The organism is Oceanicaulis sp., from assembly GCF_965284345.1.
Taxonomy (GTDB): Bacteria; Pseudomonadota; Alphaproteobacteria; order Caulobacterales; family Maricaulaceae; genus Oceanicaulis; species Oceanicaulis alexandrii_A.
The window spans coordinates 1610002-1631833 of the sequence record NZ_OZ260073.1; the positions used below are offsets into that span (position 1 = coordinate 1610002).

15 protein-coding genes are annotated in these 21832 nt (G+C 63.8%); 9 read left to right on the top strand and 6 right to left on the bottom strand.

Features of this window, described 5'->3' with window-relative positions; all coding sequences use genetic code 11:
* Positions 1 to 3: 3 nt before the first annotated feature.
* Positions 4 to 2208: a TonB-dependent receptor gene (locus ACQ66J_RS08055; RefSeq protein WP_430431196.1), complete on the top strand. Its 2205-nt coding sequence runs from the start codon at positions 4 to 6 to the stop codon at positions 2206 to 2208.
* Between the two features lie 66 nt (positions 2209 to 2274).
* Here ACQ66J_RS08055 and ACQ66J_RS08060 read toward each other — a convergent pair whose 3' ends face one another.
* The gene (locus ACQ66J_RS08060) at positions 2275 to 3219 is read right to left on the bottom strand and encodes a winged helix-turn-helix transcriptional regulator (RefSeq protein WP_430431197.1); all 945 of its coding nucleotides are present in this window, start codon (positions 3217 to 3219) and stop codon (positions 2275 to 2277) included.
* Between the two features lie 164 nt (positions 3220 to 3383).
* Here ACQ66J_RS08060 and ACQ66J_RS08065 point away from each other — a divergent pair, with 164 nt between their 5' ends.
* From ACQ66J_RS08065 to ACQ66J_RS08085, 5 genes are all read left to right on the top strand, one after another.
* A complete protein-coding gene (locus tag ACQ66J_RS08065) occupies positions 3384 to 4358 on the top strand; it encodes an NAD(P)H-dependent flavin oxidoreductase (protein WP_430431198.1) in 975 nt (324 codons plus the stop codon).
* Positions 4339 to 5826 carry a carotenoid oxygenase family protein gene (locus ACQ66J_RS08070; RefSeq protein ID WP_375547633.1) on the top strand — a complete coding sequence of 496 codons (1488 nt, stop codon included), beginning with the start codon at positions 4339 to 4341 and terminating at the stop codon, positions 5824 to 5826. The genes ACQ66J_RS08065 and ACQ66J_RS08070 overlap by 20 nt, the downstream gene beginning before the upstream one ends.
* An 85-nt stretch (positions 5827 to 5911) precedes the next feature.
* Complete coding sequence (locus tag ACQ66J_RS08075) at positions 5912 to 7621, top strand: class I adenylate-forming enzyme family protein (protein WP_430431199.1); 1710 nt, start codon at positions 5912 to 5914, stop codon at positions 7619 to 7621.
* Positions 7618 to 8844, top strand: coding sequence for an acetyl-CoA acetyltransferase (locus ACQ66J_RS08080; RefSeq protein ID WP_430431200.1), 1227 nt, complete (start codon positions 7618 to 7620; stop codon positions 8842 to 8844). Before ACQ66J_RS08075 ends, ACQ66J_RS08080 begins: the two co-directional genes overlap by 4 nt.
* A 13-nt stretch (positions 8845 to 8857) precedes the next feature.
* Positions 8858 to 10057: an acetyl-CoA C-acyltransferase gene (locus ACQ66J_RS08085; RefSeq protein WP_430431201.1), complete on the top strand. Its 1200-nt coding sequence runs from the start codon at positions 8858 to 8860 to the stop codon at positions 10055 to 10057.
* A gap of 45 nt (positions 10058 to 10102) precedes the next feature.
* Here the strand turns inward: ACQ66J_RS08085 and ACQ66J_RS08090 are convergent, their stop codons facing one another.
* From ACQ66J_RS08090 to ACQ66J_RS08100, 3 genes are read right to left on the bottom strand one after another with little or no spacing between them, the layout of a single operon-like run.
* Entirely contained in the window at positions 10103 to 11170 is a 1068-nt protein-coding gene (locus ACQ66J_RS08090; RefSeq protein ID WP_430432243.1) for a lipocalin-like domain-containing protein, read from the bottom strand.
* A gap of 57 nt (positions 11171 to 11227) precedes the next feature.
* The gene (locus ACQ66J_RS08095) at positions 11228 to 13639 is read right to left on the bottom strand and encodes an FtsX-like permease family protein (RefSeq protein WP_430432244.1); all 2412 of its coding nucleotides are present in this window, start codon (positions 13637 to 13639) and stop codon (positions 11228 to 11230) included.
* Entirely contained in the window at positions 13639 to 14295 is a 657-nt protein-coding gene (locus tag ACQ66J_RS08100; protein ID WP_430431202.1) for an ABC transporter ATP-binding protein, read from the bottom strand. The genes ACQ66J_RS08095 and ACQ66J_RS08100 overlap by 1 nt, the downstream gene beginning before the upstream one ends.
* A 292-nt stretch (positions 14296 to 14587) precedes the next feature.
* Here ACQ66J_RS08100 and ACQ66J_RS08105 point away from each other — a divergent pair, with 292 nt between their 5' ends.
* On the top strand, positions 14588 to 15025 hold the full coding sequence (locus ACQ66J_RS08105; protein ID WP_375547623.1) for an FKBP-type peptidyl-prolyl cis-trans isomerase: 438 nt from the start codon (positions 14588 to 14590) through the stop codon (positions 15023 to 15025).
* Between the two features lie 78 nt (positions 15026 to 15103).
* On the opposite strand, the gene ACQ66J_RS08110 is transcribed toward ACQ66J_RS08105, so the two are convergent.
* Positions 15104 to 16462 carry an MBL fold metallo-hydrolase RNA specificity domain-containing protein gene (locus tag ACQ66J_RS08110; RefSeq protein WP_430431203.1) on the bottom strand — a complete coding sequence of 453 codons (1359 nt, stop codon included), beginning with the start codon at positions 16460 to 16462 and terminating at the stop codon, positions 15104 to 15106.
* Positions 16463 to 16692: 230 nt separating this feature from the next.
* Between ACQ66J_RS08110 and ACQ66J_RS08115 the strand changes: the two genes are divergently transcribed.
* Positions 16693 to 18174, top strand: coding sequence for a spinster family MFS transporter (locus tag ACQ66J_RS08115; protein WP_430431204.1), 1482 nt, complete (start codon positions 16693 to 16695; stop codon positions 18172 to 18174).
* A gap of 15 nt (positions 18175 to 18189) precedes the next feature.
* On the opposite strand, the gene ACQ66J_RS08120 is transcribed toward ACQ66J_RS08115, so the two are convergent.
* Positions 18190 to 20232, bottom strand: a complete 2043-nt coding sequence (locus tag ACQ66J_RS08120) for a 3-hydroxyacyl-CoA dehydrogenase NAD-binding domain-containing protein (RefSeq protein WP_430431205.1) — start codon at positions 20230 to 20232, stop codon at positions 18190 to 18192.
* Positions 20233 to 20577: 345 nt separating this feature from the next.
* Here ACQ66J_RS08120 and ACQ66J_RS08125 point away from each other — a divergent pair, with 345 nt between their 5' ends.
* The gene (locus ACQ66J_RS08125) at positions 20578 to 21804 is read left to right on the top strand and encodes a TetR/AcrR family transcriptional regulator (protein WP_430431206.1); all 1227 of its coding nucleotides are present in this window, start codon (positions 20578 to 20580) and stop codon (positions 21802 to 21804) included.
* The last annotated feature ends 28 nt before the right edge of the window (positions 21805 to 21832 follow it).

The window sequence follows — 21832 nt, forward strand, 5'->3', positions numbered from 1 at the left end:
ACAATGGCTTATCGCAGCAATGCCTTATTGGGCGCATCCGCGCTCGTTCTCTCGCTTTTGGCCGGAGAGGTCGCACTGGCCCAGGCCGAAAGCTCAGACATCATCACCATCACGGCTCAACGCCGGGCCCAGTCCATTCAGGACGTGCCGATTGCGGTCAGCGCGTTTGACGAAGAGGCGCTGCGCGGCAGCGCGATCGAGGGGATTGGTGGGATCGCCGATCGGACGCCCGGCTTCACCATGAGCGAATTCAACATTGGCGAGCCCCAGCTCTATATCCGCGGCGTGGGCTCGACGTCAGACAGCGCGGCGGGCGACCCTTCCGTGGCGGTCTCCATCGATGAAGTCTATATCGGCCGCGCCGGCGGCGGGGCGATCAGCTTTTTTGACCTGGAGCGCGTCGAGGTTCTGCGCGGACCGCAGGGCACGCTCTATGGGCGAAACGCAGCGGGGGGTGCGGTCAACATCATCACCGCGAAGCCCGACGGCGACGATCCGTTCACCGAAGTGACCGTCGGATATGGCGAGTACGAGGACATCCAGCTCACAGGCGTGGCCAATGGCCCGATCGACGAGAATGTGGCGGGACGTATCGCGCTGCTCTACCACGAACATGCCGGCTATGCGGAGAACGCCGTGACCGGCCAGGATCTGCAAGGCGCCAAGACGATCGGCGGGCGTGGCGCGATCAGTTTTGAGACCGGTCCGGTGAGCGGGTTATTCCAGATCGACATCTCTCGCGACGAGACGGATGGCCAGGCGCGCATCCCGGTCCCCGGGCCAAACACCGCCCCGCCGCTTGTGGCGCTGATCGGCGCCTTGCGCAGCGGTCTGGACGAGCGCGAAAGCTTCTCCAGTCCAAACACGTTCCAGGAGCGCAACACATATGGCGCCCAGGCCCGGTTTGATGTCGAGCGTGACGCTTTCACGTTCACCTCGCTGTCGAGCTGGCGGGCGACAGATTTCTCCTGGTTCGACGATCTCGGCGGTTTGCCCACGCCGCCTTATGTGCTGCTGGTCGAAGACCGGGCCGACGAGGATTCAAATCAATTCACTCAGGAGTTCCGCTTAACGTCGAACACCGATTCCGGTGTGTCATGGGTGGCGGGGCTGTTCCTCTTCCACGAGGATGTGAACCGCTCCGAGAACTTCGTGGTGGACGCTCTGCCGCCCTTCCCGACTTTCGTGGGCGGAGACGTGACGTTCACCCAGAACGCAACCAATCAGAGTGTCGCAGGCTTCGCCCAGATGACCTGGCCGGTGACCGAAACCATCAACCTGACGGGCGGTGTGCGGCTGACCTGGGATTCCAAGGAAATCTTTGCGCGAGGCATTGATAATGACACGCCCGGCGGGCCGTTTCCGGGCATTCCGCTCGGCCCGCCCCCGCTCGGGGTGTCCTTTCCGGGCGGCGTGACCGGCGAAGAGAGCTGGACCGAGCCGACCTGGCGTCTTGCTGCGGACTGGCGTCCAAACGACAACATACTCGCCTACGCCAGCTATGACCGAGGCTATAAATCGGGTCTGTATCCCAGCCAGGCACAGAATGCGGGCCAGGCGAGCACGCCGCTGGATCCGGAGATTCTCGATAATTTCGAGATCGGATTGAAGACCAACTGGGACAATGGCCGGTTCATCCTGAACGGCTCCGCCTTCTTCACCGATTACCAGGACCTTCAGGTTTACGAGCTGCTCGGCTTGGCGCTGGTGACCTCGAACGCAGATGCCGAGATATTCGGTGTCGAGATCGAGACCCAGGCGCGCCTGACCGACAACTTCATGGTCGGGGGCACCTATGCCTATCTGGATGCGGAATACGTGTCCGACGCCCAGTCCGCAATCGGTGTTCTGCCCTATAACGGCAATCAGCTCACCCGCGCTCCGGAGAACAAGTACACCGTGTTCGCTCAGCTCGATGCGCCGATCGGACCCGGCTATGCGCGTCTGCGCACGGACTATCAGCACACGGGCGAGTATTTTTTCGACCCGTCGAACAATCCAGAAGTCCTCGTGGAGTCTTATTCCAGCGTCGACGCGCGATTGTCATGGCAGCCCATGGATGAAAGCTGGGAAATCGCGTTGTGGGGCAAGAATCTCGGCGACGAGACCTATCCTCTGCACATAATCAAGAATAACGGGATCGGCTTCAATGTGTTCGCGCCGCCGCGCACATGGGGCGCGAGCCTGCGGGTTCGCTTCGGCGGCTGACCGGCGGAGCCTATAGGGATGAGGCGGGCGCGGGTCAGAAATGGTTCGCGCCCGTTTCGTTTTGGCTTAGCCGCTTGCAGCCTGTGTGCGGTCTGTATGAGTGCGCGCGGGGGCGGCTCTGACACTGCGGGGATCGATCACTTCACCGGTTAATGCGTCGGTCAGGCGGGGCAGGACCTGCGCCCCGGTCACGCGGTCGACCAGAATCACCGGCGCTGTGTCTTCCGGGCATAGCCAGCGCTGGCCCCAGGCGAAGAAGGCGAGCACGACCGGGTAAAGCGCCAGGCCGCGTTCGGTCAGCACATAATCAAAGCGCTCGGGCCGGGTGCGATAGCGTCGCTTCTCCAAAATGCCGTGGGCAACCATGGCGTTCAGCCTGTCGGCCAGCACGCTGGTGGAGATGTCCAGCTTGGACAGAAAGTCGTCATAGCGCCGGATACGGTAGAAAGCCGCAGCAAGGACCAGATTGGTCCAGTAATCGCCGAACAGCTCCACCCCCAGCTCGATCGGCCCCGACGCGCCGCGCTGGGCGGGTTGGACGCGGCGGCGGCGCATCGCCTTCATGCGAGGGGCGAAGTCAGGGTTCGGTCCAGGCGCCGGCATGACGTCATAGGGCGAGAGCGCCCGGGTCGGGTCGTCGCCGGACATGATAGGGCGCACTTCTTCTCCGCTGGAGCGGCGCATGAAACGGACTGCACGCGCGGGATCGGCGCGCGGTGACCAATCCTGCTCCCATAAAGTCAGCATGACCGCCACGCCGAACAGGTCTCGCCCCATTTCCGTGAGCAAGTATTCGTAACGTTCCGGCCGGGTCTGATAGAGCCTGGCTTCGAGCAGCCCGGCCGCCGTCATGATCTTGAGCCGGCGCGCCAGCACCGAGCGCGCAATGGTGAGTCGTGAAAGCCAATCTTCAAATTGGCGCGCGCCGCGGAAAGCCTCGCGCAGTATCAGCATGGTCCAGGCTTCCCCGACCACGTCGATAGCGTGCGAGACCGGATTGTTCTGGATCATCCTTTTTAGCGTCACTGGCATGACGGGAAATAGAGCCGATCGAGACGAGGCCGACAAGTGGCGGCCAGCGCCTCTTGTCAGCGCGGATTCCAGTCTGTAGGGTGAGTTTCACTAACAAAGTGACATAGGGTCTGACCCATTCGAGACCGGCTTTGGAGAGAGTGATGACGCGGCTATCTGAAACGCTCACGCGCAATCTGCGTCTGCCTGCGGTGTGCGCGCCGATGTTCTTGATTTCCGGGCCAGCGCTTGTGATCAACGCCTGCAGGGCTGGGATGATCGGCGCCTTTCCCGGTCCAAATTGCCGCACAATCGAGGATCTCGACGCCTGGATGAGCGAGATTTCCGGTGCGCTCGGACCGGACGATGCGCCTTGGGCGTTCAACATGATCACCCATTCGAGCTATCCGCGCTTCGAGGCGGAGCTGGAGCTCGTGAAAACATACCGCCCGCCGCTCGTGATCACCGCGCTGGGCGGACCTCAGCGCGTTATTGAAGCCGTTCACGAGTATGGCGGTCAGGTCTTCGCTGACGTTAATTCCGTCGCGTTCGCACGCAAGGCGGCGCTGGCGGGCGCGGATGGGCTCGTCCTCGTCTCGTCCGGCGCGGGCGGTCATACCGGATTTCTCGCAGCCAATGCTTTTGTGGAAGCGGTGCGCGGATTTTTCGACGGTCCGATCGCGGTCGGCGGGGCGATCTCAACCGGGCGCGGCGTCGCGTCGGTCGAGGCGTTGGGCGCTGACCTTGCGTATATGGGCACAGCTTTCATCCCCGCTGAGGAGAGCCTGGCGGCCCAAGAGTACAAGGCGATGGTGGTCGCTGCGGACGCGACCGATCTTGTGGTCTCTGATTGCATGACGGGCGTGCCGGCCAGCTGGCTGAAAGAGAGTCTGCGCCGCGCTGGGCTCGATCCGGACGACCTGCCCAAAAAAGGCCGCGTCCAATTCGATGACCCCTCCAAAATCCTGAAGGGATGGAAGGATGTGTGGTCCGCCGGCCAAGGGGTCGGCGCGGTCAACGCGATCGAGCCGATCAAAGACATTATCGCGCGCCTTGCGCGCGAATACGCTGCTGACGCCTCTGCGTTCAGCGGACCATTTCAAGACAGGAGACAAGCTTATGAACGCCCCACGCCTTAGCGATCCTCTGCGTCTGGAGCGCGACGCTCCCACTTGGCTCTCCGATGTTGAAAATCCATATTTGCGGGGGCTTTACGCACCCGTAAGGGCTGAGACGACGGCCGAAGATCTGGAGGTGATCGGTGAGATTCCGACCGATTTGTGCGGCGCTTACATGCGCAACGGCCCCAATCAGGTCTATCCTCCTGCATCCAAGCATCACTGGTTTGACGGCGATGGCATGGTGCACACCGTCGCGTTCAAGGACGGCCAGGCGAGTTATCGCTCGCGCTTTGTAAAAACTGACCATTTCAAGCTCAACGCTGCAGCCGGGCGCGAACAATGGCCCGGTTATATGGGGCATCCGAACCCGGACGCGCCTCCCGGCGCGGGGTCTGACGGTTGGCTGAAGGACAGCGCGAACACCGATCTCATCGTTCATAATGGCGAGGTGCTAGCCCTCTGGTACCAGGCGGGCGTTCCGGTGCGCATCGACCCGGCCACCGGCGAAACGCTTGGGCCGCAGACCTTCGGCGGTCAGCTCCAGCGTCAGGTGTCGGCTCACGCCAAGACCGACCCGGCGACGGGAGAGATGTTCTTCTTCGATTACAACACCAAGCCGCCTTACATGACCTATCACGTGGTCAGCCCGGACGGGCGGATGAGCACGGTGGAAATCGACGTGCCTGGTCCGCGCCTGCCCCACGACATGGCGCTGTCGAAGAACTACGCCATCTTGCACGACCTGCCGCTGTTCTGGGATCCTGAACTTCTCAAGACGCGCGGACTGCACAAGGTGACGTTCTACGAGGACATTCCGTCGCGCTTCGCGGTGATCCCGCGCTATGGCTCGGCTGAGGATGTGCGCTGGTTCGAGGCTGAACCGGGATACATTTATCACGTCACCAACGCCTATGAGGACGGCGACTGGCTGATCATGGAAGGGTGCCGGGTCACGGATCCGTGTCCGGACAGTCAGCCAGGCCGGGGCCAGTATGCGCGGATGATGGCCTTCTTGCTGCTCAAAGCGCGATTCCATCGCTGGAAGTTCAATCTGAAGACCGGCGAGACCAAGGAAGAATGGCTCGACGACCGCAATGCGGAATTCCCGACCATCAATATGGACGTTCAGGGCGTGCCGTCGCGCTATTCCTACCATGTCTCGATCCCGACCGATCGTGAAACCATGGTGTTTGACGGCCTGATCAAATACGACACCCGCACCGGGCGATCGCAGAGCCTGCGCTTTGAAGAGGGCTGGTACGGTTCGGAGAGCCCGTTCGCCCCGCGCCTGAACGGATCAGGCGAGGAGGATGACGGCTATCTCGTCAGCTTCGTGTCCAACGAAGCCGAGGGCCGCTCGGAAATCCAGGTCATCGACGCCTCTGATATCGAGGCCGGGCCCGTCGCCCGGGTCAAACTGCCCGTGCGCGTGCCGGCGGGTTTTCACTCCACCTGGGTGCCGGGATCGGAGATGGGCTGGGTCTGACGACCCGCGAAGACGGCCGCGCGGCTGGCGATAGACCAAAAAAGACCGCGCGGCTTTTGTGTGAACAGGGGAGGAGACGACAGCGATGAAGCTCGCGTCGGCCAAGAAGATCGCCGCCTATACCCGGAAGGGATGGTGGGGGCGGGAGACGTTCTATGACCTTTTCACGCGTGTGGCGAAGGCGCGTCCCGGCGCCCCGGCGACCGTGGATCCGCCGGATCGCGAGACCTTTCTCGGGGATGGCCCCAAACGGTTTGATTGGCGACAGCTGTCCGACCTGACCGAACGCTACGCCGCCGTCTTCGCGCGGGCGGGGCTGCGGCGTTCCGACGTCGTGGTCATGCAATGCCCCAACATTGTCGAGGCGGTCGCTGTGTATCTCGCTGCGGCGAAAATCGGCGTCGTCGTCTCGCCGCTGCCGGTGCAATACGCGGGCTATGAGCTGGGATACGTGATCAAGGCGGTCAATCCCAAGGCCGTGATCGCCGCAAGCCGGTTCAAGGACCGCCATCTCGCCAAAGCGTGCCGCGACGTTGCAGGCGCCGGCGTGATCGTGTTCGCCATCGGGCCGGATGCAGGGGCGGATGGTCTCGTGGACTTGAGCGCCGAGGCGGCGTCCGTCTCTCTGCGAAAGGGACCGCTGGGCGTGTTCGGCCCCGCCTCACAGCAAGAGGGAGAGGCGAACGACGCCTTCACCATCGCCTGGACGTCAGGCACGACCGGGACGCCCAAAGGCGTGCCGCGGTCTCATAACCACTGGCTCGCCATCGCGCCGGCGACCTTTGACGCCATGGCGATCGAGCCGGGCGAGCGTCTGCTCAACCCGTTCCCGCTGACCAATATGGCCGCTATCGGAGGCATGTTCGCCAGCTGGCTTTTGAGCGGGGGCGTGCTGGTTCTTCACCACCCCTTCGAGCTGCCTGTGTTTTTAAGCCAGCTTGCCGAGGAGGAGATCACCGCCACTATTGCGCCGCCAGCGGTGCTGACCCTCTTGCTTAAGCAAGGCGATCTCCTGGACCGGTTCGACCTGTCCAAGCTGCGCGTGATCGGGTCGGGTTCGGCCCCGCTATCGGAGTTTATGGTTGCGGGCTGGAAAGATCGCGGTGTGGAGATCGTCAACCTGTTCGGCTCGAACGAGGGCGTGTCGCTGGCGTCAGGCCCCCGGGAAGCCCCGGAGCCGGCCAGACGGGCCAGCTGGTTCCCGCGCTTCGGCCATCCCGGCGCGGATTTCTCAAACCGCATGCATGAGCGCTTGCAGACCAAGCTGGTCTCGCTGGTGACAGGAAAACCGGTCGAGCAGCCCAGCGAGGAGGGCGAGTTGCTGGTCAAAGGGCCGGCGGTGTTTGAAGGCTATTATGGCGATACGGGCGAGGCGCGCGACGAGGTCTTTGATTCTGAGGGCTATTTCCGTACTGGAGACCTGTTCATGATCGCTCCGGAAGACGAGAATTTTCTAGTCTTCAAAGGGCGCGCCAAGGACATCATCATCCGGGGCGGGGTCAATATATCCGCCGCAGAACTCGACACCTTGCTCGACGGCCATCCCAAGATTGTCGAGGCCGCGGTGTTCGGCATGCCTGACGATGTCATGGGTGAGCGCATCTGGGTCGCGGCGGTCGCCAAGGAGGGTGAGACCGTAAGCCTTGAAGAGGTGATCGACTGGCTCACCGCCAAGGACATCGCCAAATATAAGCTTCCCGAGAAACTCGTGCTCGTCGATGCTCTGCCGCGCAACGCCATGAACAAGGTTCTGCGCTGGAAACTCCGGGAAATGGCGGAGGCGGAACCCGCATGAGCGTCTATATTCTCGGCGGCGCGCAGAGCGATTTTGCGAAGAACTGGACCCGCGACAATAAGGGCCTGTTCGAGCTGATGAGCGAGACCACTTTGCGGGCGCTCGATGAGGCTCGTCTCGACGCTGAAGCGGTCGAGGTCATTCATATCGGCAATTTTGCTGCCGAGCTGTTCTGCGGGCAGGGGCTGCTGGGCGGAATGGCGGCGCATATCCATCCGGCCTTCTCCGGCCTGCCCACCAGTCGGCACGAAGCGGCCTGCGCGTCGGGATCCATGGCGATCTTTGCGGCCAGCGCCGATATCGAGGCGGGGCGGTACGGCCTGGCTGCGGTGATCGGTGTTGAGCTGATGCGCAATGTGCTAGGCCAGGTCGCGGCGGAAAATCTGGGCGCGGCGGCCTGGGCCGGGCGCGAAGCCCAAGGCGCGCGCTATCTTTGGCCGGCCATGTTCTCTGATCTCGCCGAAGAATACGACCAGCGATACGGGCTCGACCCCGCGCATCTCGCCGAGATCTCGCGGATCAATTTCGACAACGCAAAAAAGAATCCCAACGCCCAGACCCGCGACTGGGCCTTCGGGCCGGACAGCTTCTCCCAGGATGATGAGGCCAATCCCGTCATCGAAGGCCGCATGCGTAAGTCTGATTGCGGCCAGGTTACCGACGGGGCGGCGGTGGTCTTTCTCGCCTCGGAAGACGTCGCGCGCGAGTATGCTTCGGCACGGGGGCTCTCCCTTGGGGATCTGCCGCGGATAAAGGGCTGGGGCCACACGACTGCTCCGCTCTTGTTATCGTCCAAACTCGAAGAGAGCGCCGGGGGCGAGGGCTATATGTTCCCCTGGGTCAGGAAGGCGATCGCCGACGCCTATGGGCGGGCGGGCTTGTCAGGCCCGTCCGAGCTTGACGCCGTCGAGACCCATGACTGTTTTTCGGTCACCGAATACATGGCGATTGAGCATTTCGGACTCGCCGCGCCCGGCGAGGCCTGGAAAGCGATCGAAGACGGCGCCGTCGCACCCGGCGGGGCGCTGCCTTTCAATCCCTCTGGGGGGCTGATCGGGCTCGGCCATCCAGTTGGGGCGACCGGCGTGCGCATGGCGCTGGATGCGGCGCTTCAGACGCGCGGCGCGGCCGGGGACATGCAGGTGGACGGCGCGCGCACGGTGGCGACCTTCAATGTCGGCGGTTCGACCACCGCGAGCGCCTGTCTCATCATCGGAACTTAACGGAGCGCCACGCTTGGACATTTATCTTTACGACGCCGTACGCACGCCGCGTGGCAAGGCCAAGGACACAGGCGCCCTGGCCAGCCACACGCCACATGCGCTTGTGGGAAAACTGATCGACGCTCTGGGCGCGCGCAACGGGCGTGATGAAGTTGCGCGCGCGGCCTCGCTTGTGCTTGGCAGCGTCGGACAGGTCGGCGCGCAGGGCGGTCACCTCGCGCTCGTTTCTCGCCTGCACGCCGGTTTGCCGGCCAGCATGCGCGCTCTGACGATCAACAATTTCTGCGTCTCCGGTCTGACCGCAATACGGATCGCGGCCGACGAGGCGCGAGGGGCGAGCGATGATCGGCTGCGCCTGGCCGGCGGGGTCGAGATGATGAGCCGGGTGCCGTTTATGGGCGATAAGGCTTTTTACTATTCCGACCCCGAGACTGCACGCGCTCTGCGCTATGTCCCCGTGGCGCTCTCGGCCGACCTGATGGCGACGCGCGAAGGCTTCGAGAAGGCCGATCTCGACACAGTCACGGCCCGTTCCCACCAACGCGCCGCCGCTGCGTTCGATCGCGGCGGTCTGGAGGAAATTGTGCCCGTAGCAAGTGATGGAGGGGTGCTCGATCATGACGAGCCGGTGCGGCCGGGCACCACCGTTGAAACGCTTGCGAGGATGGAGCCAGCCTTCACAGGCCTTGGCGCGACAGGCTTTGACGCCCTGATACTGGAAAACCTGCCTGACGTGTCGGAGATCCGCCATGTCCACTCGGCCGCCAACTGTCCGCCGCCTTGCGACGGCGCCGCGCTCGCACTGCTAGGCTCGAAGGCGGCGGGAGAGGCTGCGGGCCTGAAGCCCAAAGCGCGAATTCTTGCAATCAGCGAGGCGACCGGGGATCCGGTGCTGCAGCTCACATCCGGCTTTGACGCTCTGGACGCCGTGATCAAGCAAGCCCGTTTGTCGCTCTCTGATTTTGACAGGATCGAGTTCATGGAGGCTTTCGCCGCCCCGCCGCTCAAATTCGAGCGCGACTACGCGCCGGATATGGATCGGGTCAATCCCGAGGGCGGGCATCTGGCCATGGGCCATCCCATGGGGGCGTCCGGAGCGATCCTGGCGGCAACCGCGCTCTCTGGGCTTGCTCGTCAGGATGGTGCGCTGGGCCTGGTCGTCACCCATGGAGGGTCCGGCGTCGGCGCGGCGATGGCGATAGAACGGCTTTGATCCGCCGACTGTCGTAGACGGGTCCGCTTTTGTCTGGCGGCGCCGCTAGTCTTCTCGGGGAGTCGTGAGCGGCTTTTCGGGTTCGTATCCGGTCATCTCCAGATAGCCGCGGCCGCTGTGACTTCCCGTGATCGAAACCGGCCCTTCCCAGTATGGGAATACGGTCGGCATCCAGCTTTGCCCGTTGACAGCTTCAATCTCCACGTCCAGTCCACGCGCGGGCAGCTGCACGCGCCAGCGCACGGGTATGTCTCGCCCGCGCACGCGCGCCGTTTCAAGCGCGGTCAGGGTCAGGGCGCCGTCCTCAAACGCGGTGAGCGCGCCGTCTGGCGTGATCCAGCTGGCCGAAGTGTAGACCGCGCCATCAGTCTGTCGCAGCTGAAACCCCATGAGTTTCTCACCCGTGTCCAGGTGCAAAGAGACCCAGTCCCAGCCTGTCTGGGTTTCCGCCAGGGGCTGGGACGCGTATTCGCGATCCAGCCAGGCCTGACCGGTGACTGTGACCTCGCCTTGCGGCAGCTGCAGCGTGCCTCGGACGTCGTAAAAGGGTTGGGAGTAATAGTAACTCGCCTGACCACTGGCGGATTTAACCGAAAAACCCGCCTCGCCGTGAAACACCAGCGGGCCGTTTGCATCCAGCTCCAGCGCATAGGAGAAATCCTCGCCGCGTGCGCTCAGATCGAGCGCAGACAGCGCATCCGCTCCGGGTGCCAGCCGGTCAGGGGCGCTTTGCATGGCCCATTCATCGATATGGGCGCGGAAAGGGGCGCTCTCGACGCCGGCGACGCCCAAACCGCCGCGCGCCAGGCGTTCGGCATGATGATGCGTGTCGGGCGTGGTGAGGGCGGCATGGCCCATCCACAGCTGCGGCGACTCCCAGCCTTCGCCTTCAAGCGGCGCCAGCGCGGTGCGAAACAGCGTCCATTGCGCGCCATATTGCGTGCCGCTCTCGTCTTCGAGCACGGCGGTCAGATACCACCACTCGATCCTGTAGTCGGGGTGCGGTCCGTGATCGGCTGGAAAGTCAAACGATCGGCCGGGTTCCGGCGCCGCGAATGCGTCTGATGCGGCGCCCAGACCCGCGAAGCCCTGGCCGGACGCCGGGTTGGCCATCGTGGTTGCTAGGGCGGCGATGAGCGTCAGGGTGGTGGCGAGGTGTCGCATCATGGCTCAGCGCTCCTGGGTGAAGGTTTGCAAAAAAGCGCGCGGCGACCGGGTCGCCAGCGCCCGCGCCGGCCAGGCGGCGGCCAGAAGGGCGGCCAGCGCCGCGAGCCCCGCCAACCGCAGCCAATCGCCCGCGAACAAATGCATGGGAAGCCGCCAGCCGAACGCTTCCACATTGACCACCGCCAGCAGCGCCCAGGCCAGAACCAGCCCGGTGGGCAGGGCGATCAGAAAGGTCAGCAGCGCCAGCACCAGCGCCCGCAACAGCTCAAGCTGGGCGAGCCGGGTGCGCGTCAGCCCCAGCGCCCAGAGCGGGGCCAGCTGGGGCAGGCGCATAGCGGCCAGCGTGGTCAGACTGGCGAACATGGCGAACGCCGCGACCGACAGCGTCAGCACATTGAGCGCGGCGGTGATGGCGAAGGTGCGCTCGAACACCGACAGGGAGAAGCGTTTCACGCTCGCCTGGTCGATGACGCCGTTGGCGGGCAGGTCAAATCTGGCCAACAGATCCTCGCTCAGCGCGTTCGCCTGATCGGGGGCGATCCGGACGCCGTAACGCAGGCGCGAAACCGTATCGCCAAAGCGCGCCGTCAACCGGTCCAGAGCGATGATCGCCTGGGCGTTGGGGTTACCGTAATCGGTATACACTCCGGCCAGCGGCATAGCCGGGCCGTCGCCAACGCGCACCGGCTCGCCCAACTCAAGCCCCAACCGGCGCCAGCTTTGCTCGTTGAGCAGCACCCCCTCGCCCGTCATCACTGCATCCCAGGCGTCGGGCGCAGACAGCAAGAGCGGCCAATGGTCCCGATAGGTGGCGTGATCGACCACGCCGAACACTTCGCCGGGCTGGTCCTCTATGGCGGCGTCGGCGCTCCAGATCGGCAGCACCGCATCGCTGCGCGCCTCCAGAAACGTGCGAACCGCCTCGGACTGGGCGTCGTCGCGTGTGGTGACATACAGCTCCGCCGCCAGGCGCTGGTCGAGCCAGCCCTCGAACGTCAGACGAAAGCTCGACACCATGGTGCCGACGCCGATATTCGCCGCCAGAGCCAGCATGAGCGCCATCAAGGCCATCGAAAGTCCCGGCAATTGCTGGCGCGTGTCGGCGATGAACCACTCCGCCACCGGTCCGCGGATCAGCCGCTGGGCGCCGGTGAGCGCCAACGCCAGGGCGGGAGGTAGCAAGAGCGCTGCTCCGAACAGCAAGCCCGCCATCAATGCGAACCCCGCCACCACCCCGGATGCGATGGTCGGCAGGAGCGCGGCGGCTGCGAAACATGCGCCCGCGCCCAGCGCCTGTATTTGGTAGGTCCGGGCGGAGGCCAGGGCCCAGGCGCGCGGTTGCCCGGACGCCAGCAAGGGCAGGCGCGCGGCTTTGACAAGCGATTGCGTCGTCGCCGCCAAGGCGCCGATCACAGCGATGGCGAAGCCCGAGAGCCACCATTCGGGACGGATCGTCAGCGCTCCGGGCACGCTGGCGCCATACAGACCGCGCAGGGTGGCGGCCACGTCGGGCAAGAGCGCGCTCGCCACGCCATAGCCCAGCGCCACGCCGACGGCGCCGGCGATCAGCGCGAAGACCAGAACCTCGATCAAAAGGGCGGCGATCAGGGTGGAGACCGGCGCGCCAAGCGCGCGCAGCGTTCTCAGCATGGCGCGCCGTTGCTCGAAACTCAGCCCGATCGCCGCGTAGACGATGAACAATCCCACGGCGAAGGATAACAGGCCGAAGGCGGTGAGGTTGAGGTGAAAACTACCGGTCAGGCGAGAGACCTCGCCGGTCGAGGCTTGTGTGGCGCTGTTCAGCTCGGGCGCCAGCACGGTCAAGGGCGTCTGTCCGGGGCGCGCGGCCGGATCAATCAGCACGGCGTCGATCTGATCGCCGCGCCTCAGAAGCCGCGCCGCCACGGCGATGTCTGTGATGATCTCGCCGCGTGCGATTTCGGCGCGCGCGGCGATAGGCGGCAGGTCGAGCCCGGACGCCTCAAGCTGGCGGGCAGTTTCCGGAGCGGTCAGCAAAACCCCCGGCCTTGTCAGAAACTCAAGCCCGATCGCGCCCCCGCCGCTGATAGGCGTGTCTTGCCGGCCCGCAGCGCTTAACGGCTCCACGCCCCGAAGCGTCAGCGCCGTCTCTTCGACGCTCAGAATCCCTTCGATGACCGGGGTGGCGGCCCAGCCGTCCCGGCGCAGCTTGACCCAGGTCTCGAGCGGGAGAGGGCCGTTCTGGGCCGTGAGCACGATCAGCGCGCCGCCGCCCAACGTTGCGCTGGCCTGGTCGTAGCTCGCGCGTGCTTCGGCGTTGATCGCCTGAACGCTGGTCCAGAGCGCAGTGGCGAGGCTCAGCCCGATCAGCAAGGTCGCCAGCTGGCCGGGCTTGCGCCGCCAGTGCGACACCAGCGTCAGCAAAACTGTTCCGATCACGTCAGCCGCCCCCGCGACAGGTGAACGCGGCGCGACGTTTGACCCGCCGCCTGCAGGGAGTGGGTGGCCATGATCATCGCCGTGCCGGCGTCTGCGCAGAGCTCAAGCATCAGCGTCAGCACGCGGGCGCTGGTCTCTTCATCGAGATTGCCGGTGGGTTCGTCCGCCAGCACGAGCACAGGTTTGGCCGCCAGGGCGCGCGCGACGGCGACGCGTTGTTGCTGGCCGCCCGATAACTGTTCGGGATATCGCGCCTGGAAGTCTGACAGGCCCAGACGCTCGACAAGACTGGCGATCCAGGCGGGGTCGAAACGGCGGGCGAGCCGGGCCTGCAACGCGATATTGCTGGCGACGGTCAGGGAGGGCGCCAGATTGAATTGCTGGAAGACAAGCCCGATCTGCTCGCGGCGGCGCTGGGCCCGGCCCGTATCGTTCAGGGTCGAGACGATGTCTCCGTCCAGGATGATCTGGCCGGCGTCCGGCGCATCCAGCAGACCGATCAGGTGCAGAAGCGTGCTTTTGCCCGAGCCGGACTCGCCCGTGATCGCCAGGCTCTCGCCGCGATCAAGCTCCAGGCTGACGCCGCGCAGCACGTGCTGGCGATCCGCGCCATCGCCATAGGCTTTTTCCAGATTCTCAAGCTGAACCAGCATGGGCGCTCCAAATCTTGCTCTCCACCATATAGGCTGCTTCGTTCGCCGGGCACGGACGATCCAGGCGAAGTCATGGGTTCAATGAGCAAACCCTGTCCACCGAGCGTACGCTCCCTTCATATGATGCATGGCTGGGCGATTAAGGCCATGCTGGCTCGATGCTGGTCTGACCGCACGATTTGACTTTGAGCGCACAGATTGCGACCACAACAGGCCGTAGGCGTGCATGCAGCTGCCGGTCGCGCAGTTCGCTGATGCGTCTGTCCTGTTCACCCTCAAAAAGGGTTCTACCATGCAGACAGCAAAAAAGGGCGACACCGTCCTGGTGAATTACGTCGTTCGCACCACGGACGGCCGGGTCGTCGGAAAGACAGAAGACAATGATCCCGCCGCCCTGACCATCGGCGGCGCCGAGATCTTCCCGGCCGTCGAAGCCGTTCTGGACGGCATGGAAGTCGGCAAAGAAGAATCTGTCACCGTCGGCGTCGCCGACGCGTTCGGTCCGCGCCGCGAAGACTTGATCGTCGAAATTCCGCGGGCGCAATTGTCGGGCGATAATACGCCCGAGCCGGGCATGACCCTGACGGCGGCCCAGCCTGACGGCTCGACGGTGAATCTCACCATTACCGAAGTCGGCGCCGAGACGGTGACCGCCGACGGTAATCACCCATTGTCCGGTGAAGACCTGCATTTCGACCTGAAACTGGTCGAGATCAAGTCTGCGGCCTGAGGTCGAGACTACGGCGTTGGCGGTCATGATCGCCAACGCCGTCATGCCTGAGCGTTGATGCGCCAGCCTGTGTATCGACTACAGCTCAAAGACTTGGTCTTGCCGCGGCGCTCGGGCGTCCCAGCCAAGCTCACGCTTGATGCGTACGCGAAGCGCGTCAGAGGATTCAGGTTCTCCGTGAACGACGAACACGTCTTGTGGCGCGGTCTTGAAGCCGGACAGCCAGCGTATCAGCTCATCACTATCGGCATGGGCGGAGAGCTGTGACAGGTCAGCGATCTCCGCCTCGATCGCGATCCACTTGCCGTGAATTTTCACCTCGCGCTTGCCATTTAAAAGGGCGCGTCCTCGGGTGCCGGCGGCCTGGTAACCGGCGAAGAGAATCGTATTGCGAGGATCCCCGCCGAGGGCTTTGAGGTGATGCAGCACACGCCCGCCCGTCGCCATGCCGCTCGCAGAGATCACGACCTTGGGGTAGGGGCTCGCCGTGACGGCCTTCGACTGGTCGACGCTGCGCGTATACTCGGCGATGGCGCACATGTTCCGGCAACTGTCGCGGTCCAGGCGGTGATCGTCGATATGGGCGTGCAGCAGCCCGGTCGCGTCGATCGCCATCGGGCTGTCGAGATAGATCGGAACCGAGTTCAGACGCCCCGCCTGCTTCAAGCGCCACAGATAATACAGCAGCAACTGCGCCCGCCCCACGGCGAAGGATGGAATCAGCACGTTGCCGCCACGCTTTATGGTGCGCTCAATGATGTCGCCCAGTTGCTCGATCGGGTCCCCCGGCGTGTGCAGGCGATCGCCATAGGTGGATTCAATCACGACATAGTCTGCGCGTTCCACGGGTTCCGGATCGACCATCATGCCGTCGCCATAGCGCCCCAGATCCCCTGAAAACACGATGCGTCGACCGCCCCACTCAATCTCGGCCGTGGCTGCGCCGAGAATGTGGCCCGCGCGGCGAAACACCAGTTTTGCGCCGCCCGGCAAGGTCGTGACATGGCCAAACGCGGTCGGGGTGAAATGACCCAGCGATTGCTCGGCTTGCTCAAGATCATACAGCGGCAAGGCGGGCGAATGTCGGGTGAAGCCCTTCCGGTTGGCGTATTCGGCGTCTTTCTCCTGCAGATAACCGGAGTCGCGCAAGATCAGCTCGGCGACGTCGCACGTCGCGGGTGTGGCGAAGACCGGCCCTTCAAAACCGTCTGCGATCAGGCGCGGCAGATACCCGCAATGGTCCAGATGGGCGTGGGTGAGCACGACGGCGTCGATACTGGACGGATCAAGGGGCAGCGGGGCCCAGTTCAGCTCGCGCAAATTCTTCAAACCCTGAAACAGGCCGCAATCAATCAAGATCCGCCGTCCCTGATGGGTCAGTAAATGTTTGGAGCCGGTGACGGTTCCGGCGCCGCCAAGACAGGTCAGTGTCAGCATGCATCCTGTATAGGCTGTTTGAAATGCGGCCGGTAGGTGCTGAATTTATCAGCGAAGCTTAAGAGGCTCGCCACACATGAGAGCGCGTCTTGCCTCATCCCTGCCTTAGGCGGCGTCAGGTCTGCACGCAGAGTTCCCCTGGGCGCGCTTGCACGCCAAGGCTCAAAAACTACGGTATGGTCATCAACCATAAAAGCGCCACACGATAACGAGCGCATACAGGGGGTTGCATGGCGAATATTGCAGGTGGCGCAGCCGTTGACGGCAATGCAGGTGAGGCGGGTCGAAATTACGGTACGCCGCGGTATCGCTTTTATGTCCTGAACGCCTTGCTTGTGGTCTACATCCTGAATTTCGTCGACCGGGGCTTGCTGGCGGTTGCGGCGGCGCCGATCAAGGCGGAGCTCGGGATCGACGATACCGGGTTCGGCCTGCTCACGGGGTTTGGCTTCGCCATGCTCTACACGCTGGCGGGCATTCCCATCGCCCGGCTGGCGGAACGCAAGAACCGTGTGATCATCATCGCCGTGTCTGTGGCCTTCTGGTCGCTCATGACGGCGATGTGCGGTCTCGCCATGGATGTGACGATCTTCGGCTTCGTCATCGGCGGGTTCTGGTTGCTCTTGCTGTTCCGCATCGGCGTCGGGCTGGGTGAAGCGGGCTGCACGCCGCCCGCCAATTCCTTGCTGGCCGATTATTACGCTCCACAAAACCGATCTTCAGCGCTGGGCTATTACGCCATGGGCGTGACGCTCGGCTCCATGCTCGCCAGCCTGATCGGCGGCCCGGTCACCGATGCATTCGGATGGCGCGCCGCCTTTTTCATCCTGGGGCTGCCGGGCATCGCCATCGGCGCAGTGTTGTGGCTGACCATCAAGGAGCCGCCGCGTGGCTATACCGATCCGCCGAACGCGCCGCGTCCGGAGAAAGCCGATTTCGGCGCGGCGATGAAAGAGCTACTGGCCAAGCCGTCCTACTGGACGATGACGGCCGGAGCGACGGTCGCCGCGTTTTGCGGCTATGGCATTTCGAGCTTTCTGACGCTTTACGTGGTGCGTAGCTTTGAGCTGACCACAGGGCAGGCGGCGGTGTACTTCAACGCGCCCGCTGCGTTGGCCAGCGCCATCGGCACGTTCGCGTTGGGGTGGCTGGCGACACGCCTTCAGAAAAAGAACGCCGCAGCGATCGCTTGGCTCGCTGCAGGCGGGCTGGCTTTGTCCGTGCCGTTTTATCTGGTCGCCTTCACGACCGAGATCGCTTGGCTGTGCGTGCTCGCCCTGTCTCTGGGCGGCTTTATCAAATACGGCTATCTCGCTGCGCAATACACGATTGGCCAAGGCGTTGTGAGCACGCGGGTACGTGCGACGGCCACCGCGATCTTGCTGTTCGTGGTGAACTTGCTGGGCTATGGCCTGGGCCCGCTGTTCGCCGGCGTGGTGAGTGATTTCTGGTTCGTCCGGATGCGCGCCACGGCGGATCTGGGCTTTGCCGTGGACCGGGCGGCGTGCGACGCCGCGCAAACGGCTGCAAACGCCGCCCGACTGGCCGGAGAAGCCGCCACCGGAGCGCCTGACGCGCTTTATGACTTCTGCGTGCAGGCAAATGCGGCGAGCACGGAATACTCCATGGTCACCATCGCCCTGATCTATGTGGTCGCGGCGGGTTTCTTCGTGCTGTGCGCGCGCAAGCTCAAGCAGGATCTGGTGGCCTGAGGCGCGCGGGCGGCGCTAGTTGAAAGCGCCGCCCGTTTCCGCCGTCTGACGCAGACGCGCGCTGATCTCAAAGCCTTTGGCCAGTCGTTCGGCATGCCGCTCCAGCCCCTCGAGCACCGTCCTGGCCCCGATCTGGTCAGCCCAGAACATCGGGCCGCCGCGATAGCTGGGCCAGCCATAGCCATACACCCAGACCACGTCGATGTCGGAGGCGCGCTGGGCGATGCCTTCGTCCAGGATTTTCGCGCCCTCATTCACCATCGGGTAGAGCAGGCGCTCAAGGATTTCCTGGTCTGTGATCTCGCGTCGAGCATAACCAGCTTTTTCGGCGAACTGCGCGATCACCGCGTCCACATAGGCGGAGGGAACGCCGCGGCGATGGGCGTCGTAATCATAGAAACCGGCCTGGGTCTTCTGTCCGCGCCGCCCTTCCTCGCACAGGATCTCGCGCACGGTGGACGAGGCGGTTGTGTCCGGATCCCAACCAATGTCGAGACCGGCCAGATCCGCCATCTGGAAGGGTCCCATGGGCAGGCCGAACTCCACCAGCACCCGGTCCACATCCCAGGGCTTGGCGCCTTCCAGGATCAGGCTGTTGGCCTCGGCATGGCGCTGGGCGAGCATGCGATTGCCGATGAAGCCGTCACACACGCCCGAGACGACTGCGACCTTGCCGGTCTTGCGCGACAAATCCATGGCGGTCGCCAGCACGGCGTCAGAGGTTTTCGCGCCCCGCACAATCTCCAGAAGCTTCATGATGTTCGCGGGCGAGAAGAAGTGGAGACCGACGACCAATTCAGGCCGGCTGGTCGTGGCGGCGATCTCGTCGACGTTCAGATAGCTCGTATTGGTGGCGAGGATCGCGCCTGGTTTGACGATGGAATCGAGGCGGCTGAAGACCTCTTTCTTGATCTTCATCAGTTCGAACACCGCCTCGATCACGAGATCGCAGTCTGACAGCGCTTCCATCTCCAGCGTCGGCGTCAACAGCGCCATGGCTTGCTCGACCTGCTGCTCGGTAAGTCGCCCCTTGGCGGCGCTGGCCTCGTAGTTTTTGCGGATGGTCGCCACGCCGCGGTCGAGCGCATCTTGTTCTCGCTCCACCAGGGTCACCGGGATGCCGGCGGACAGAAAATTCATGGTGATGCCGCCGCCCATGGTGCCGCCGCCGATAACGCCGACCTTCGTGACCGGGATGCGCGGCGTGTCCTTGGGGACGTCATCAATCTTGGCGGCGGCGCGTTCAGCAAAGAACAGATGGCGCAGGGCGGCGGACTGGTCCCCGGTCATCAGCTGGGCGAACAGGGCGCGCTCTGTCTTCAGCCCCTCTTCCAGCGATGTTTCGGTCGCGGCCTTCACGGCCTCGATGCAGGCCTGCGGCGCTTCAAGGCCCCGGAAGCGCCGGGCATTGGCTTTGGCGAACGCGTCAAACGCGTCCCGGTCTGTGGAGAGCTTGTCAGTGCGAGCGCCCGTGCGCGGGATCGGCTGGCCGATCATCTCTTGCGCAAGGGCGATGGCGCTATCGCGCAATGCGTCCGGCGCGGCCAGTTTGTCCACCAGACCCAGGTCTTGGGCTGTTTCAGCACTGATCGGATCGCCTTTGGCGATCATGCCAAGCGCGGCTTCGACCCCGACAAGGCGAGGCAGGCGCTGGGTGCCGCCAGCGCCGGGCAGAAGTCCCAGCTTCACCTCCGGCAGGCCCAGTTTCGACCCCGCAGCGGCGATGCGGTAGTGCGCGCCAAGTGCGACCTCCAACCCGCCGCCGAGGGTGGTGCCGTGAAGCGCGGCGACCACGGGTTTATCCAGCGCCTCGATCTGTTCGATCAAGTCCGGCAGCGACGGCGCTTGCGGCGGTTTTCCAAATTCGGTGATGTCCGCGCCGGCGTGGAAGGTGCGGCCGTCGCAGGCGATCACCACGGCTTTGACGGCCGGGTCGGTTCGCGCGGTTTCGATTGCGGCCAGCAGGCCAGAGCGTACGGCGTGCGACAGGGCGTTCACCGGCGGGTTGTCGGACGTCACAACCAGCACGCCGTCAGTGATCTGTGTGTTCACGCTCATTGTCGCCCCTCCTTTTCCCCCGCGCAGTCTCATACCCGGTTTTCTATTGCCTGCGATACAGGGTCAAGACTTGCCCCGTGAGAGGGTTTGATGGCCGGGCCCACCGGGTTCGGATCGCGTGACGAAAACAATACATACAAGAAAAGGGAGGTGGATGATGGGCGGAAATGCTTGGCCGGTCCTGTCTGTGAGTGAAGCGAGGCGGCGCTTGTGCGAGCCGGGGTCTCTTTTCGAATTAGACGTGCGTGAGATCAATGGCGGCTGAGGCGGTCCGGCGCCGCCCCGCCTGAACGTGAAGGGGGCCAGAGCGGTGACCTTGCGCAAGACGCGCTATAAACTGTCGGAATGACTGAGATCGCTTCCCCAGCCGCCGCCAGCCGTTTTGATCGCAAGCGCGACCAGATAGTCTCTGCCGCGACCGAGCTGATGAACGAGCTGGGCTTCAAGGGCATGACCCTGACCAAGGTGGCGCACGCCATCGATCTCAACACCACAAGCATCACCTATTACTTCAAGCGCAAGGATTTGCTGGCCGAAGCGATCCTGTCGGACGCGATCCAGCGCTATTCCGACATTGTTGAGCGCGCTGCGCTTGAGCGCGACCCTTATGACAAGCTGCATTGCATGGTCTGGTCGGTGTTGGAGCTGTTTGCGGCGATCCGTTCCGGCGATGCGGCGCCGGTGGCGAACCTCTCTCACATTCGCAGCCTGGAAGAGCCTCTGCGCTCGCAACTGAGCGGCACATACATCGCCCTGTTTCGCCGGGTGCGCACTTTTTTTGATCGGGATGAACCCGCGCGCAAGACGCTCGCCACGGCGCAAACTCATGTGTTTCTGGAAAACCTGTTCTGGGCCCAGGCCTGGTTACGGCGCTATTCGCTGGGAGATTTTGAACGCGTCGCCCGCCGCTTCAGCGAAGTTCTCGCCTATGGCGTATCTGCCAAGGGGCGCTGCTGGGATCCGGTCGCGCTGACGGTGAACCAGCCCGAGACCCTTGAGGGCTTGGGCGAGATGAATGTCGCCTTCCTCAAATCCGCCGCCATCACCATTAATGAATGGGGGTATCGCGGCGCGTCGGTAGACAGGATCGCCGCCGAACTCTCCGTCACCAAGGGCAGTTTCTATCATCATTTGCAGAGCAAGGATGATCTGGTGCTGGCCTGTTTTGATCTGAGCTATGCACGGGTGTCGCTGGCGCAGCGCGCGGCGGAGCGGATCGAGGGCGATCACCATACCAAGCTCTGCGCCTCAGTGGCGTCCTTGCTCGATCTGCAGCTTCATGGCGATTCTCCGTTATTACGCACAACGGCGCTTTACGCCCTGCCGCCAGATGTGCGCGCGGGCGTCATAGAGCGCTCAAACCGTATGGCCCGCAGGTATGCCGGGGTGCTGATTGACGGCATCACCGAAGGCTCCATCAAGGCGATAGATCCCTTGATCGCCGCCCAAATGGTAATAGCGACGCTGAACACTGCGTTTGAGATGCGCCGTTGGGCCGCCGACCAATCTCCAGACGTTGCAATCGAGACCTACGCCTCGATAATCACGCGCGGGATCATCCAGGACCTCTGACAACCAGACGGTTTGAGAGCCTGACCGC